The 13,105-nt window shown below is 64.6% G+C and carries 15 protein-coding genes and 2 pseudogenes; 7 read left to right on the top strand and 10 right to left on the bottom strand.

What is annotated here, in order from left to right; all coding sequences use genetic code 11:
• Nucleotides 1-405: pseudogene (locus tag J2Y58_RS20120) on the top strand (glutathione-dependent formaldehyde dehydrogenase); the annotation flags it as partial.
• A 120-nt stretch (nt 406-525) separates the two neighbouring features.
• Here the strand turns inward: J2Y58_RS20120 and J2Y58_RS20115 are convergent.
• Complete coding sequence (locus tag J2Y58_RS20115; protein WP_405053149.1) at nt 526-717, bottom strand: EAL domain-containing protein; 192 nt, start codon at nt 715-717, stop codon at nt 526-528.
• Between J2Y58_RS20115 and J2Y58_RS20110 the strand changes: the two genes are divergently transcribed.
• The gene (locus J2Y58_RS20110) at nt 700-975 is read left to right on the top strand and encodes a hypothetical protein (RefSeq protein WP_277286506.1); all 276 of its coding nucleotides are present in this window, start codon (nt 700-702) and stop codon (nt 973-975) included. The two genes, J2Y58_RS20115 and J2Y58_RS20110, sit on opposite strands and share 18 nt — an antisense overlap.
• A 239-nt stretch (nt 976-1,214) precedes the next feature.
• Here the strand turns inward: J2Y58_RS20110 and J2Y58_RS20105 are convergent, their stop codons facing one another.
• The 4 genes from J2Y58_RS20105 to J2Y58_RS20090 are packed head-to-tail and all read right to left on the bottom strand — an operon-like array spanning nt 1,215 to nt 5,945.
• Nucleotides 1,215-2,339, bottom strand: a complete 1,125-nt coding sequence (locus J2Y58_RS20105; protein WP_310107133.1) for an ABC transporter permease — start codon at nt 2,337-2,339, stop codon at nt 1,215-1,217.
• Complete coding sequence (locus tag J2Y58_RS20100; RefSeq protein WP_310107131.1) at nt 2,339-3,460, bottom strand: ABC transporter permease; 1,122 nt, start codon at nt 3,458-3,460, stop codon at nt 2,339-2,341. The genes J2Y58_RS20105 and J2Y58_RS20100 overlap by 1 nt, the downstream gene beginning before the upstream one ends.
• Nucleotides 3,457-4,467 carry an efflux RND transporter periplasmic adaptor subunit gene (locus J2Y58_RS20095; protein WP_310107128.1) on the bottom strand — a complete coding sequence of 337 codons (1,011 nt, stop codon included), beginning with the start codon at nt 4,465-4,467 and terminating at the stop codon, nt 3,457-3,459. Before J2Y58_RS20095 ends, J2Y58_RS20100 begins: the two co-directional genes overlap by 4 nt.
• On the bottom strand, nt 4,464-5,945 hold the full coding sequence (locus J2Y58_RS20090) for a TolC family protein (protein WP_310107126.1): 1,482 nt from the start codon (nt 5,943-5,945) through the stop codon (nt 4,464-4,466). Before J2Y58_RS20090 ends, J2Y58_RS20095 begins: the two co-directional genes overlap by 4 nt.
• Before the next feature lie 131 nt (nt 5,946-6,076).
• Between J2Y58_RS20090 and J2Y58_RS20085 the strand changes: the two genes are divergently transcribed.
• Together J2Y58_RS20085 and J2Y58_RS20080 are read left to right on the top strand one after the other, a co-directional pair.
• Nucleotides 6,077-7,042, top strand: a complete 966-nt coding sequence (locus J2Y58_RS20085) for a hypothetical protein (protein ID WP_310107125.1) — start codon at nt 6,077-6,079, stop codon at nt 7,040-7,042.
• A gap of 47 nt (nt 7,043-7,089) precedes the next feature.
• Nucleotides 7,090-8,219 (top strand): IS3 family transposase gene (locus tag J2Y58_RS20080; RefSeq protein ID WP_405053148.1). Its coding sequence is split into 2 segments (ribosomal slippage): nt 7,090-7,351 and nt 7,351-8,219, totalling 1,131 coding nucleotides; the frame shifts between segments, so codons are not numbered across the junction.
• Between the two features lie 66 nt (nt 8,220-8,285).
• Here J2Y58_RS20080 and J2Y58_RS20075 read toward each other — a convergent pair.
• The 3 genes from J2Y58_RS20075 to J2Y58_RS20060 form a co-directional block, all read right to left on the bottom strand.
• Nucleotides 8,286-8,651, bottom strand: a complete 366-nt coding sequence (locus tag J2Y58_RS20075) for a Fic family protein (RefSeq protein WP_310107122.1) — start codon at nt 8,649-8,651, stop codon at nt 8,286-8,288.
• 291 nt (nt 8,652-8,942) lie between these two features.
• A complete protein-coding gene (locus J2Y58_RS20065) occupies nt 8,943-9,200 on the bottom strand; it encodes a hypothetical protein (RefSeq protein WP_310107120.1) in 258 nt (85 codons plus the stop codon).
• A gap of 122 nt (nt 9,201-9,322) precedes the next feature.
• A complete protein-coding gene (locus J2Y58_RS20060; RefSeq protein ID WP_310107118.1) occupies nt 9,323-9,709 on the bottom strand; it encodes a DUF3768 domain-containing protein in 387 nt (128 codons plus the stop codon).
• Nucleotides 9,710-9,996: 287 nt separating this feature from the next.
• On the opposite strand from J2Y58_RS20060, the gene J2Y58_RS20055 reads away from it, so the two are divergent.
• Together J2Y58_RS20055 and J2Y58_RS20050 are read left to right on the top strand one after the other, a co-directional pair.
• Nucleotides 9,997-10,374: a hypothetical protein gene (locus tag J2Y58_RS20055; protein ID WP_310107116.1), complete on the top strand. Its 378-nt coding sequence runs from the start codon at nt 9,997-9,999 to the stop codon at nt 10,372-10,374.
• A gap of 209 nt (nt 10,375-10,583) precedes the next feature.
• Nucleotides 10,584-11,060, top strand: coding sequence for a hypothetical protein (locus J2Y58_RS20050; protein ID WP_310107114.1), 477 nt, complete (start codon nt 10,584-10,586; stop codon nt 11,058-11,060).
• Nucleotides 11,061-11,648: 588 nt separating this feature from the next.
• Here the strand turns inward: J2Y58_RS20050 and J2Y58_RS20045 are convergent.
• Nucleotides 11,649-11,897, bottom strand: a complete 249-nt coding sequence (locus J2Y58_RS20045; RefSeq protein WP_310107113.1) for a hypothetical protein — start codon at nt 11,895-11,897, stop codon at nt 11,649-11,651.
• Nucleotides 11,894-12,481 (bottom strand): hypothetical protein, encoded by a 588-nt coding sequence (locus tag J2Y58_RS20040; protein ID WP_310107111.1) that lies wholly within the window; start codon nt 12,479-12,481, stop codon nt 11,894-11,896. The genes J2Y58_RS20045 and J2Y58_RS20040 overlap by 4 nt, the downstream gene beginning before the upstream one ends.
• A 19-nt stretch (nt 12,482-12,500) precedes the next feature.
• Here J2Y58_RS20040 and J2Y58_RS20035 point away from each other — a divergent pair.
• Nucleotides 12,501-12,959, top strand: a pseudogene (locus tag J2Y58_RS20035) (NAD(P)H-dependent oxidoreductase); the annotation flags it as partial.
• Nucleotides 12,960-13,105 lie beyond the last annotated feature (146 nt).

The following is a 13,105-nucleotide window of genomic DNA, read 5'->3' as shown; positions in this document are numbered from 1 at the left end:
ATCGATGCTGTCGGCTGCGAGGCGGCCGCGCACGGGGCGGCGGACGCGGTCATGGACAAGGTGAAGGCAAGCATGATGCTCGCCACTGATCGCGTCCACGTCCTGCGGCAGGCGATCATGAGCTGCCGCAAGGGCGGCACGGTGTCCGTGCCCGGCGTCTACGTCGGGATGGGTGACAAGCTTCCGATCGGTGCAGCGATGAACAAGGGGCTGACGATCAAGCTTGGGCAGACCCACGTGCAACGTTACACCAAGCCGCTACTGGATAAGATCGTCGCAGGCGAGATCGATCCCAGCTTTGTTATTACGCATCCGGCCAGTCTTGAGGACGCGCCCGAAATGTACGCCAAGTTCCGTGACAAGCAGGAAGGTGTAATCAAGGTTGTCATGCGGCCGCACGGCTGATTAGCGGGACAACCGGGAGCAGGACGCTTATCGATGCCGATCGCCGCCGCCGCTGTGGATTATGTTCAGCGGCGGTGTCGATCAGCTTGCACCAAGTATGTCGGCAGATCTAGGTGTCAGTCAGGTTGCAACGGATGATTCTTGCGGAGAGGCAACGAGCCATAGCCGCAGCGCTTCTTCCTCCATCGGACGGGCAAAATAGTAACCCTGCGCCTCCTCACATTCCAACTCGGCCAAGATCGCCGCGGCTGCGGCGGTCTCGACGCCCTCGGCAACGACCCGGTAGCCGAGATCGTGCGACAACGTGATCATCGACTGGACAAGCGCCCGTCCACGCTCGTCATCGGCCAGATCGCGAACGAACGATCGATCGGGCCGGTGCCCACCATCGCGGTCGCACCGATCGGACATACCGCGACGTTGCTGACCGTGGTGTCCATGGCGGCGCTCGGGGTCGATATCCGCACCGTCGCCAACGCTGGCGGACGGGTCACGCTGGCGGTGGTGATGTCGCTCTTCTGCTTGGGCGGAATCAGCCTGATGCTGATTTGCATGTTGAAGCTGTCGTGAGGGGCGGCGCGAAGGGCCTGAAGCTTGGCTTTTGGCGTTTGCCCGCTTACACCTCACCCGATCAACACCTACTCTCTCGAAGGTGGTGGTAGGACGCGCTTGAGGCACTTGCAAACTGCCAAGGTCCGTCTGCGAAAAGGGGATGCCGGCGTATTTCGGCAATTGGTACCGCTCCGTCACCTGTGTTTCGTGGCGGGGCGGTATCCGAACTCATCGGCTGTGTAACAACATGCAACCGATCAGCCCGCCGCATCGCTGGTCGGATCCTCGCGTCCGGCATGCGCTCGACCGAAGCACCAGATCGCCCCGTATCCGATCATCAGCCCGACCAGGACCAGCAGCGGGGTAGAGGCTTCAGCGATCGAGGCACCCATCTGGTTGAAGCGGATGAACAGGTGCATGGCGGCCGTAGCCGGTGAGAACCAGGCGATCGTCGCCAACCAGCCCGGCATCTGGTCGAGCGGCCATGCAAACCCGGCCAGGAAGACGAGCGGCACCGAGGTCGGCATCAGGAGCTTCAACGCGTCGTCGCCGCTGCGGAACAGGCTTCCCGCGACCAGTCCGAGAGCCGCTACCGTGGCCGCGAACACAGGAAGGGCGAGCAGCAGGCTGGACACATTGCCGGTGCGTGGCACGTCCTGCACCCAGAACGCGAACCCGAACACGAACAGGCCGGCAAAGATGCCGATCAGTGTCATCGCTATCCAGGTGCCGAGGGCAGTTGCCCGGTCGCGCTGCCAATCACCACGCCGACGTCGTTCAGCGATCAGCCGCGCCGACGCGAAGAGCAACGTTTGCTGAAGTATGATGTTGGCGATTGCCGGGAACACGTAGTCGCGATAACCACCGGTGGTGTTGAACAGCGGCTGCATAACGATTGTCGCGCCGGACCGACTGCGACGAGCGGTGAGGGCCCCAGTCACTTCAACCGCCTGCTCTCTCACGACATCGCCTAGCGCGCGGGCGATCCCTTCAGCACGCACGAAGTACGTCCCGTTGACGATCAAGGCCGCCCCCGCCCCGGGCCGCCCCTTCAGTGCCGCTCCGCCGAGACCTTTCGACAGGTAGAGAATGCCGTCGGCACGTCTTTGGCGCACTTCTTCACGCGCCGCCATGATGTCGGGCACCAGCGCGACGATCCGAACGGTGGGCGTCTCCCCCAGATGCCGGATCACTGCCCGGGAGAGCGGTGTTCGGTCGCGGTCGACAACGACCATCGGCAGGGCCAGCGTCTGCTGCTGCGAATAGGGTGCAGGGTAGTAGAAGGCGTAGAACAGCACGGAAATGATCGCCAGCGACACGAGCTCGCGCGCTTGCAGAACCTCGAACCACGTGGCTTCGAAGGCGTGGAGCAGGCGGGTCATCATGGACGCCGCTCACGGCTCATCAGGAACAGGGCGAGCAGACCGGGGCCGAGCGGATAAACCAACAGCCAACCCGCCTCGACGACCGCGGGGCGAAGTGCCGCTCCCATCGTCTCGTCCATCTGCAGGCGCAGATAGTGGGTGAGCGGCAGAACCGCATTCCAGGCCTGCGCGACCCAGGGCGCGCCATTGATCGGAAGCGATGCGCCCGAATAGGCCAGCGCCGATCCGGCGATGATGACCGCACCCGAAAGCGCCGTGGCTGTCTCCCGCGTAATGGCCAACAAGAACAGGCCGATCGCAACCGTCGCCACGAACAGCAGGAACAGACCCACGAGGACCACCCACAAGCTACCCTCGAGCCGATACCCGCGTGCGAGAGTCAGCCAGAGGAACCAGGCAGTTCCCCACAAGGTGCCTACGGCGACGTGCGGGATCATTCGGCCGGTAATCCACATAGCCGGCGCGGCCGTCCTGCCTGCGAAGGTCTCGAACGACTTGTTCTCCAGCAAGAGGCCAGCCGAACCGATCACGGTGACGGCGATTAGCAGGTGAAGCACGCCGGGGCCGAGCAGCAGTCCCAGATACCATTCCAGACTGAGCGTCGGGTTGCCGAGCAGGCGCACGTGGATACCGGGCGCCAGACGCGGTATCCGGTCAAGCCCGGCAAGATGCGTCGCGCTTGTGGCATTCGTGCCGAGCGCCGCGGCCGTCGCCAGCTCCAGGTCGGTCGAGGCAAGCGAGCCCGCAGCAAGGAACTGTGTCTGATAGAGGATTTCGATCGGCTGGTGTTCTGTGCCAGCTGTGCCGATGCCCGATGGAATCACCAGGACCGCTTGCGCCTGTTCGCGGCGGATCGCCGAAAGCGCGACGCCGATCTGTGGCGTTACCCCGGCCAGCTTGAGCCTTGGGGAGGCTTCGATCGTGCGCACGATCGCGCGTGCGAGTGTGCCACCATCGCGATCGACGACGACGACCTTGAGGCTATGAAGCGAACCTGGAAAGATCATCGCTGCCATCGACGCGAGCAGAACCGCCGGCAGCAGCGTGAGCAGCGCCAGATCGAGACGGGAGCGCGCCAGTCGGCCGATCTCGACGCGCAAGCCGGCGGACAGGCTCATTGCGGCCAGTCGAACAGGACGCTCATCCCCGGCCGTAAGGCTGGCACCGGCTGCACGGGTTCGAGCCTCACCTCAAACGCGCGCACGTCGTAGCCGCGCGACTGGCGATCGGCCCTGAACGTCGCGAACTCTCCTTGCGGGGCGATGTGCTGAACACGGAAGGCAACCGAGCGATCGAGCGCGGGAACGCGGCCCGTCAACCGCCGTCCGACTGCCATGCCGTTGTACTGGCTTTCCGGGAGGTTGATCGTGACATACGGGTGATCGACATCGATGACCTGAAAGGCTGGCAGTACCGGACTGACCAGCTCGCCCGGCTCGACAAGACGGCGCGCGACCTCGCCAGCGATCGGCGAGACGAGCCGGGTTTCCTGCCCGAGTGCGTTGGCCGTTGCCGCGCCGGCAGCCGCGATGCGGACCTGCGCGGCCGCGACTTCCCGGGCCGCCGGGCGAACACCGGCCGCGGCCTTCAAATATTGTGCTTTCGCCGCCTCGGCCGTTTTCGCGCTGCTTTGACGCGCGGCATGCGCCTCATCGCGCCGCTGGGCGGCGATGACGCCCTCGGCGTAGAGATGGTCCGCGCGCATGCTGGTCTTGGCGGCGAGATCGGCTGCTGCCTGAGCTGCCTGCCACGTTGCCTTGAGGGAGGTCAGATCCTCGGGTCGCACGCCATCATCGGCAAGCGTCTGCGCCGCCCGCGCGCTGTCCAGCGCCGCCTGCGCCTGCTGTTGTCCATTCGCGATTTCAGGGCTGGACAGCGTTGCGAGCACCGCGCCGGCGCGGACCCGGTCGCCTTCGCGGACGCGAACCGTTTCCAGCCGTGCGAGCGCCTTGGTCGCAACATTGACCGAAGCCGCATCGACCTCGCCCTGAAGTGGCGGGGCCGCGGGTTGCGCCGCGAGCCATAAGCCGACCGCCAGAAGCACGGAGACGAGCGCCAGGCCCATGTACAGAAGGATGCGCTTACGCCGGCGCGAATGTTCCGGTTGCACAGCCGGCTCGCTCATCGGGATTGCTCCGGCATGACGTGGATATCAGCTTGCCTCAGATAGTCGGAGAAGCGGTCGAGCTCGCCTGCCGAGGCAAGCAGACCGGCGAGCGCGAGATCATATTCATACGCGGCTGCGATCCGCTGGGTGCGGGCGGTCGAAAGCGCTGCCTCTGCACCGAGCACCACCGTCATGGTGGCTTCACCTTCCGCGAACGCTGCCCGCTGCACCCGCAGGTTCTCGCTAGCCGCTGCTATCGAGCTGTCGAGCAGCAGGAACGAGCGTCGTGCGCTTTCCGCCAGGTCCCAGGCGCGACGCGTGACGTTCGTTGCCGTCTTGCGCGCCTCCCGGGCGGCATCTGTCGCTGCCGCCTGATTGGCACGTGCCGCCGCCAGCGTGTGCCCACGATCGACGTTGGACAGCAGCGTGATGCGTGCTCCAATCCCGACCACCCAATCAGGTTCAGTGGGCAGCGCGTCGCTGCGGTTGAGGTTGTACTCTCCGAAGGCGAAGACCTGCGGCCTGTATCGCGCCCGCGCGAGGTCGACACCCGATGCGGCCACTTCGCCGGCCGCATCGGCCTCGCGCGACGAGGGAAGGCGATCTTCATGGCCGAGAAAGGCCGAGACAGGCGCCAGCGGTTGGGAGCGCACGAACAGAGGGGTGGTGGGCTGCACCGCGGTGACATCGAGTGTGTCAGCCAGTTCCTCGCGTGCGGTCTGATGCGCCAACACCGCGCGGTCGAGCGTGCGCTCCGCCGTGTCTCGCGCAACCTGGGCTTCGAGCGTCCGCGCATGCGCGATCACACCCTCGGCCTCGAACTTGCGCGCGTCGCTATAAAGGCTTGCAAGCGCGTCACGGGACTGGCGCGCTGACGCTTCCAGGGCACGCGCCGCCAATTGGCCGAAATACACCCGGATGAGGTTGATGTGCGCTGCATCACGGATCTGATCCGACCTCGCTTCGGCGAGCGACACGCCTGCCGACGCGGCGCGCTGCACCGCCGGGATCGCACCTCCCGTGTAGATCGGCAGAACCGCCTGCACGGTCGGGCGTACGACCGTGTCCCGGTAGCGATAGGAGAGACTGTCGGGGATGGCCGAGAACAGTTGCGGCAAGGCTCGCGACAACCTGCCGGTGATCGCAGCGGCGATGTCCTGAAAGCCAGGCGGCAGCGTCGAGGGGAGGTCGGAAAGGTATTGTTGCGTGTCACCGAGCGCGTCCTGTTTCGGGCCGGTGAGGTCGAGCGACAGGGTTTTCTGATATTCGAGGAGCTGTGCCGACGCGGTAACGATCGGGCGGTGCAGGGCCCGAACGGCCGCCTCCGTCTCGCGCGCTGCCCGCGTTGAATGATCGGCACCGCTCAGAGCCGAGGATCGACCATCGAACCGCGCAGAAGCGGCAGCAAAATCGAGCGGCACCGTTTGATCGCCGCTCGGCTCCTGCCCGCAAGCCGGGCCATAAGGCGCGAGAATGCAGATGGCGGAGATCGCCATCCATAATCCGCGGCGCAGTTGGCGACGATCAGCCATCCACGTCGACACCAAACGTCGCCGACAACTTTCGATGCGATCGTCGGCCTGCTAGAGGCTGAATGTCAGGATCGGTAGACAGAACAGGTAACAATATGAGCCCCTTCGAACGGCTTCTGGTCGCGGCAGCGATACTGGTTCTGGCATCTTGTGAGCGAACCTCGGTTCAGGATCAACACGACGTGACCAGCGCTCGGCACACGGCTGAGGCGTCCGCCAGGGGCGAACGGCACGCAGAGCCGGACGTTGCCTGGGCATCGCTTGACCCGAAGGTTGGTCAATATCCGTCGCAGATCGGTCTTGTTACGAAAAGCGCGGTCGTCGATGATCTCCGCGCCTTGCTTGGGGAAGCGAGGTTGCAGACCTTGCAGCAGAATTTCGAGACGGCTTCGCCGCTCCAGCGCGATGGAACGGTGCTGTTCACCTCGGGCAACCGGGCGCATAAAGGAGGGTCTGAGGCTGCCTATCTCCTGCTCGACCAAGCGCACAAAGCAGTCGAAGTCGGACTTTGGACTAATGGCGCTCTGTCGGTCTACAAGACACCGGGATCGCACATTCGCAAACCTGCCGACATTCGAACAATGATCGCAAACAGTGCCGCGCCAATCCGAACTACCTCTTCGCCAATGGAGACGCCGCTCGCGCGCCAGGCGATCAAGACGCTCTTCGAGGGCGATCACGTGACCTACGAGGCGGCCTTTGTCGACCTGGACGGAGATGGCAAGCAGGACATCGTCGCCTATGCGTCTGGCCCTGAATATTGCGGCAGCGGTGGATGTTCGATGGGCGTCCTAAGGGCGACAGGGCAGGGTTACGATACTATTGGGCGTACGACTGTCACCCAGTTGCCGATCAGATTATTGCCCTCGCGAAGCCACGGCCTGCACGATCTGAGCGTAGCAGTGTCCGGTGGTGGCGCGTCGGGGCATGCAGTCCGGCTGCGCTTCGATGGCCGGCGCTACCCCCCGAACCCTACCACGTTGCCGGATAGCGCAACCTTGAACACCGATGCAGGCAGCGTTCTGATCCTGACGTCCCCCCTGTTTTTTCATCCAAGCTGAGTGAGAGTTTTCCGGCCCTTTGAAGCCTGCGGGCAAGGAGCTGGGACATGAAGAAGTCGAGATACACGGAAGAGCAGATCGCGTTCGCGTTGAAGCAGGCGGAGACCGGCACGTCGGTCGCCGAGGTCATCCGCCGGATGGGCGTATCGGAGCAGACGTTTTATCGCTGGAAGAAGGTGTACGGCGGGCTCGGTGTGGGTGAGCTGCGGCGGCTGAAGCTACTCGAGGAAGAGAACCGCAAGTTGAAGCAGCTGGTTGCGGACCTCAGCGTCGACAAGCACATCCTGCAGGACGTTCTGGCAAAAAAGCCCTGACGCCTGGACGACGGCGCGAGCTCGTCGCGCACGTCCAGGCGTCTCATGGTGTCAGCGAGCGACGTAGTTGCCTGGCGCTGGGCGTCGACCGGTCGTCGGTGCGTTACGTGTCGCATCGTCCGGACCAGGCGCCGCTGATGCTGCGCATCCGTGATCTGGCGGCGACGCGGACGCGCTACGGCTACTTCCGGATCTACATCCTGCTGCGCAGGGAAGGATGGTTCGTGAACCACAAGCGCGTCTACCGGCTCTACCGGGATGATGGGCTGAGCCTGCGGCTCAGGCGCCCTCGTCGCAGCGTCAGCGCTGCGAACCGTGAGCGACAGCCGGCAGCTTTGGCTGCCAACGAGATGTGGTCGATGGACTTCGTCTCGGACGCGCTGTTCGACGGGCGACGGTTGCGGGCGCTGACGGTGGTCGATGCGTTCACCCGCGAGGCGCTGGCGATCGACGTCGATCAAGGCATCAAGGGTGAGCAGGTCGTCGCGGCGATGATGCGGATCGCGTCGCTGCGCGGGACGCCCAAGACGATCCGGGTCGATAATGGCCCGGAGTTCATCTCGAAAGCGCTGGACCGGTGGGCGTATGAGAACGGCGTCACGCTCGACTTCTCGCGGCCGGGCAAGCCGACCGACAACGCCTTCGTGGAATCGTTCAACGGCCGCCTGCGCGACGAGTGCCTGAACAGCCACTGGTTCCTGTCGCTGGCAGACGCACGGGCCAAGATCGAGGCCTGGCGGCGGGACTATAACGAGAGCCGTCCTCACACGGCGCTTGGCTGGCTGACGCCAGCCGAATATGCTGCATCCGCCGGGGTTGACCCCGACGGATGCAGGCCGGAAACTCGCACCATGCCCGGATGAGAAACCGGGGGACCGTCATATCAACCCCGGGCTCCAGTTATGACTGGCAGAGCTTTGGGGAGCACGTCAGCGCTGCCCTTCGGCCGGGGGACGCTGCGGCAGCATTGCCATACCGGCGGGACCGATGCGCGCCTCAGGCGCGAGGTCGCGCCGAACAGCCGCGGCAGCGAGAACGGTCGCCATGCTGCGGTGGTCGCCAGTCAGGAAACCGTGCCGGGACGCCTCCATCCACGCCGCCTTGTCTATCGAAGCAATCCGGATGGTGTGACCGGCCTCGCGCGCTTTCTGCGCGGCATGGTGGCGCATCGTGCGGCCATTGCCCTCGCGGAAGGGGTGAACCGCATTTATCTCGTTGATGTGGTTGCCGAGCCGGTCGAAAAAATTCGTCCCGGGGCAGCCCCCGAAAGCCGTTCTTCGCGCCCATGTCTGCAAACAGCTTGTCCATCTCCCGCGCGATGTATGGCACGGCCGCGAAGCGCGAACCGCCCTTGGCGATATTAACGGTCCGGTCCTCGCCAGCCCACTCGTAGAGGTCCTGGAACAGGTGCTTATGGAGAGCACGATAGCCCTCGGCATTCGCAGGAAAAGTCAGGCGTGCCGCTTCGACACCGCGCGCCAGGGTCAGCCGGCGCTCGGCTTCAGTCAGCGTTTTGTCGTCGGTGATCCCCAGCTTGTTCCGGAGGGTCTCGGTGCCAGGATAGGTGTAAGGATCGTCAGCCAACGTCAGGCTGCGATTTGGCCGGTTCCCGGTTTGTAGAGGCCGAGAACGATGGACGACATCAGCGAAGGCGGAACGCCCTCGTCCAGCATCATGGCGAACATCGCGTCTTCGTCATCGCTCGGCGTCATGTCCTCAATGACGAGATTGGCACGCGCCTCGGCGACGTCCTCACGCCACAAAGCGACCTGCTCGGGAGTGCCGCGCTCGAAAGCCATCGAGCGGATGCGCTTGCGAAGCGCCTCAAGATCGATGTGAGCCATACGTCATCCTTTCGGCATTAACCCTACGCCTCACGGCGCGATTCCTCAACAAATCACTTGGGGCAGGGCTGCTCATACGGCCATGCGCCGCGCCCATTCGGCGCGGCGCCCGCGAGCAAGTATCAATATTCGCTCGCCAGCATGATTGTCAGGACACGCTTGGTCTGCCGCTCGTCCCGCGGCGCCTCGCTCCCATAGGTCAGCGTGTTGTCGTAGTAATTCACCTTCCAGAAAACCGTTTTGGCGATAACCCTGTCGTCGCTTGGCCGCTCCTGCGTCCATGTGCCTGTCGTGAGCCGATAGACCGCACCGAAATTGTGCTCGCCATAGGGGTCGTTGTCGCCGTCGAACTTAGTGAAACCGACGATCGCCGACACGGCCTTGAAGCGGTCCGCATCGGGGAGGGAAAGAAAGCCCTGCGTGACGTTGGCGCGCGACGCCACGCCGGGGTTCTGACGCGCTGCGTCGTTCAGGCTGCGGATGGTGTCGAGCTGTTCGGGGCTATACATCGTTGATCCTCCTTCTGGCATGGGCCGCAAGGCCGCTCGGCCTCACGGCCCTGCCTGTCCGGCGAGGACGGGATGGGGGGGGGAGCGAGAATCTACCGCTGGCGCGGGCGAGCCGCCCTAGCGCGGCCGGCGCGAAGTGACGGGTGTCGCGCTTGGCGGATTACACGGGCGGTCGATGTCGTTCGGGAACGAAAGGGCGGCGCCCTTGGCGTTCCCCTGGCGCCGATCGCGCGCAGCGTGAGCGGTGGAGGATGCGCGGTGCGGATCTCCGCACGGCATTGTCGCGCGTGAGCGCCCTCCTGTCAGGAGGGCGCGTTGCGTGCATCGCGAGCGGCAATCACCAGCTCGACAATGCGCGGCTGATGGAACAGCTCACCGCGCTCGATGACGCTGAGACCGGGACCGTTGAGAACGTCGCAGATGCGATCCTGCACGACCTCCTCGAGCTCGCCGGCGAGAACCCAAAAGTGGATCGGGTCACGATTGCGACCCTTGGCGCGGAACTGGTCGCTCTCGGCGACGGCCTGGACCAGCGCGTTCAGCGCGGCCATCCCAAGCGCACGCTCGAAGGCGAGCTGCGCGAACAGGCGATGATGGGACATGGAAACCTCTGTGTTGCGGTGATTGGCAACGACAGCGGGAGGGCGCGGAACGCCGGGTCATAGGACCGCGCAGCAGCCGGCTTGCCGGACAGCGGGGGAGCCGATTTGCGCAGCAAATTGGGGGGACCGCTGATCCTTGAGGCGGCGAGCCGCGTCCCTCATGATGGGCGGAGACTGACGGACTGCCTCTACAAACCAACGCCCGCCCATGGGGCGGACCACTGGCCGAGTTTCTGCTTTCGTTCTCGCGGCACCTGACTCATAGGATCGTCATGCCGCTCATGGCCGAACATCGCTGGCTCTACCCGATCGACTGGCCCGAGCTGTCGCGGCTGATCCGGTTCGGCCGCGCCAAGGGGCGCTGCGAGCATTGCCAGCGCCCGCACGGTCAGCGGGTGTTCCACCTGGGCGATGGCCGCTGGTGGGACGTCAATCGCCGGCAATGGCGCGATGGGCGCGGTCGCCGGGTGCGGGCACCCGCCTCCGGGGTCGCCGCGATCGTCCGGATCACCCGGCTCTATATCGCGTGCGCGCACCTGAACCATGATCCGACCGACAACTCAGCGCGAAACCTGGCTGCGCTCTGCCAGCGGTGCCATATGATCTATGACGCGGCCGAGCATCGGCGCCGGCGCTGGCTGAACGCCTATCGGCGGCGAGCGCTAGGCGATCTGCTCGCCCTGCTCGACGCGCTGCCCGTTTCGGCGTGGGGTGCGCCACGTGGCATCTCGGCGGTTCTAGCGAGCTAGATCCGCTGTGCGATTTCAGGATGGGTCGCCGCCCGGCTATTGGATGTTAAGGCGGAGAGGCGTATATATGCCCTGCTGTTTCGTGATTGTCGATTGCGGAACCATCCTGAGCCCGTCGAGCTGCTACTCGGCGGGCTCAAACTTTTCCGGCTCCTGAAAGGAAAGGGACGGAACCCTGCTAGGCTCCGCCCCCCGTCAGGCTACTTGTCGCGGCCCAACTTTACGATCGCCACCACGAGCGAGAAGCCCGCGATCACGACCATTGCTGTTTCGTACATCGTCAAATTGCGTCACCTCCTTCGACCGGCGAGATTGCGGGGGAGCTGCTACATCCGTCCGCTGCCGATCGAGGCCACTCTAGCCCAACCGGAGGCTCGGGCGCGATATTCCTGTGAGCGTCCGTGTTCACGATGCCGTGAAGTCGCCTCGGCGCCGCCCGTCCCTTGTGGGCGGGCGGCGCCCGTGGGCCTGAAAGGACAGCGGGCGCGACGGCCATGCAGGGCATGGCTGTCGCGCCGGCGACGGGGCTGATACTAGGCGGGGCGGGAAGAGAATGGGGGTCCGAGTTATCACCGGACCCGCTCGTCGCTACGCCATCTCGTCGTCGGCAAACTCGCCGTCCATGTCCTCCCCCTCGATGCCGTCGCCGTCCATGTCGGGGTCGAAGTCCTCCGGGGCGGCCTCGGGCTGGTCGAACGCGCCGATCTTCATCGGAGCCGGAAGCCAACTGGCGGGGAGCCGTCCCGATACGTTGACGGCAAGGTCGCCCTTCTTCTTGATGGTCGAGCAGTTCTCCGCGCTGGGGGCACCACATTCCTCGCGCAACAGGTCGATCATCGCTGCACGGCGCATCTTGTCGAACAAAGCGATGGGGCGCTCCACCGGGCGGTAATGTCCACTTCGCTCGCGCGGGCGATCTGCTCGAAGTGGTGATGCCGCTTGCCGGTCGAACCGCCCGCGAACACCGTGCCATCAACCGTCATCGCGACGAGGCCCGCCAGCAGCGCCATCTTGTCGTCGCCGCTCATGGCGCGAATCGCCTCAAACCGGCCTTCGGCGGGGATCGACGCGAAGCGGGTCGCCATTGTTTCCTCGACGGGGCGAACATCGCTGGTCGCCATAAGCTCGTCGGGGACATCGGTCGCAACCGTCTTGGCCTGAACCTCAATCGACATCTGGTAGCTGTGCGCGCCATGAAGCAACTGGCCCACAAGGCTGTCCAGCAGCACGTCCAGTGCCAGCGCCGGGTCGGCCGCGACCGCCTCCTGAACGATCTGCGTCTTGATGCGGGTCAGGTCCGCGAACAGGCTGTTGCTGTAGAGCGGCTGCGGCTCGCTGCTACCCGCCTTGGGCTTGGGTTCGGCCTTCGCACGATAGAAGCTCTTGCCGAGTGAACCGTCATGCGAAGCCCATAGCGCCACGCCCCCGACTGCGACCTGCTCGATGTGGTCGGAAGGGCATGTGTGGTGCTCGCCCGAACGTCACGGCCAGATTACCGGGCTAATGAAGGCGCAGATCGACCACCTGCCGCTGGAGATGGGCGGGATGCGCCCGACGTAAGGGCGCACGCTCGCGGTCATGCAGGTGTCGGGCGGATCGCAGTCGTTTAATGCCATCAACACGCTGCGCCTGCTCGGCCGCTGGATGCGGATGTTCACCATCCCCAACCAAAGCTCGGTCGCGATGGCGTGGAAAGAGTTTGGCGAGGACGGCCGCATGAAGCCGTCTAGCTATTACGGCCGGATCGTGGACGTCATGGAGGAGCTGGTCAGGTTCACCGTCCCGATGCGTCCCCATGCGGCCCAATTCGTTGACCGATACTCCGAGCGCCAGTCTACCGGCGTGCCGATCGAGCGCGCAACGGATCTGGCAAGCTTAGCAGTGGGCCAAAGTGCGTAAACCACGACCAGATTTACATAATCTACGCTATCGCTTTTCGGTGGCTAGCGGGGTGCATTCTAGATCGAAGTGCGAAAACCTAGCTTAAGTGAGGGTTCCACCCGGCGGAGGGTTGCGCATGGGCAGCTACACGCATCTGGATCTCG

Source organism: Sphingomonas sp. BE138 (genome assembly GCF_031456125.1).
GTDB lineage: Bacteria > Pseudomonadota > Alphaproteobacteria > Sphingomonadales > Sphingomonadaceae > Sphingomonas.
The sequence above is the reverse complement of the archived record's forward strand: the minus strand, read 5'-3'. Positions and strand labels throughout refer to the sequence as shown.

Coding starts and splice junctions, on each gene's coding strand:
- J2Y58_RS20115 (WP_405053149.1), bottom strand. CDS start 717: ATGATCACGTTGTCGCACGATCTCGGCTACCGGGTCGTTGCCGAGGGC.
- J2Y58_RS20105 (WP_310107133.1), bottom strand. CDS start 2,339: ATGACCCGCCTGCTCCACGCCTTCGAAGCCACGTGGTTCGAGGTTCTG.
- J2Y58_RS20100 (WP_310107131.1), bottom strand. CDS start 3,460: ATGAGCCTGTCCGCCGGCTTGCGCGTCGAGATCGGCCGACTGGCGCGC.
- J2Y58_RS20095 (WP_310107128.1), bottom strand. CDS start 4,467: ATGAGCGAGCCGGCTGTGCAACCGGAACATTCGCGCCGGCGTAAGCGC.
- J2Y58_RS20090 (WP_310107126.1), bottom strand. CDS start 5,945: ATGGCGATCTCCGCCATCTGCATTCTCGCGCCTTATGGCCCGGCTTGC.
- J2Y58_RS20085 (WP_310107125.1), top strand. CDS start 6,077: ATGAGCCCCTTCGAACGGCTTCTGGTCGCGGCAGCGATACTGGTTCTG.
- J2Y58_RS20065 (WP_310107120.1), bottom strand. CDS start 9,200: ATGGCTCACATCGATCTTGAGGCGCTTCGCAAGCGCATCCGCTCGATG.
- J2Y58_RS20060 (WP_310107118.1), bottom strand. CDS start 9,709: ATGTATAGCCCCGAACAGCTCGACACCATCCGCAGCCTGAACGACGCA.
- J2Y58_RS20050 (WP_310107114.1), top strand. CDS start 10,584: ATGCCGCTCATGGCCGAACATCGCTGGCTCTACCCGATCGACTGGCCC.
- J2Y58_RS20045 (WP_310107113.1), bottom strand. CDS start 11,897: ATGATCGACCTGTTGCGCGAGGAATGTGGTGCCCCCAGCGCGGAGAAC.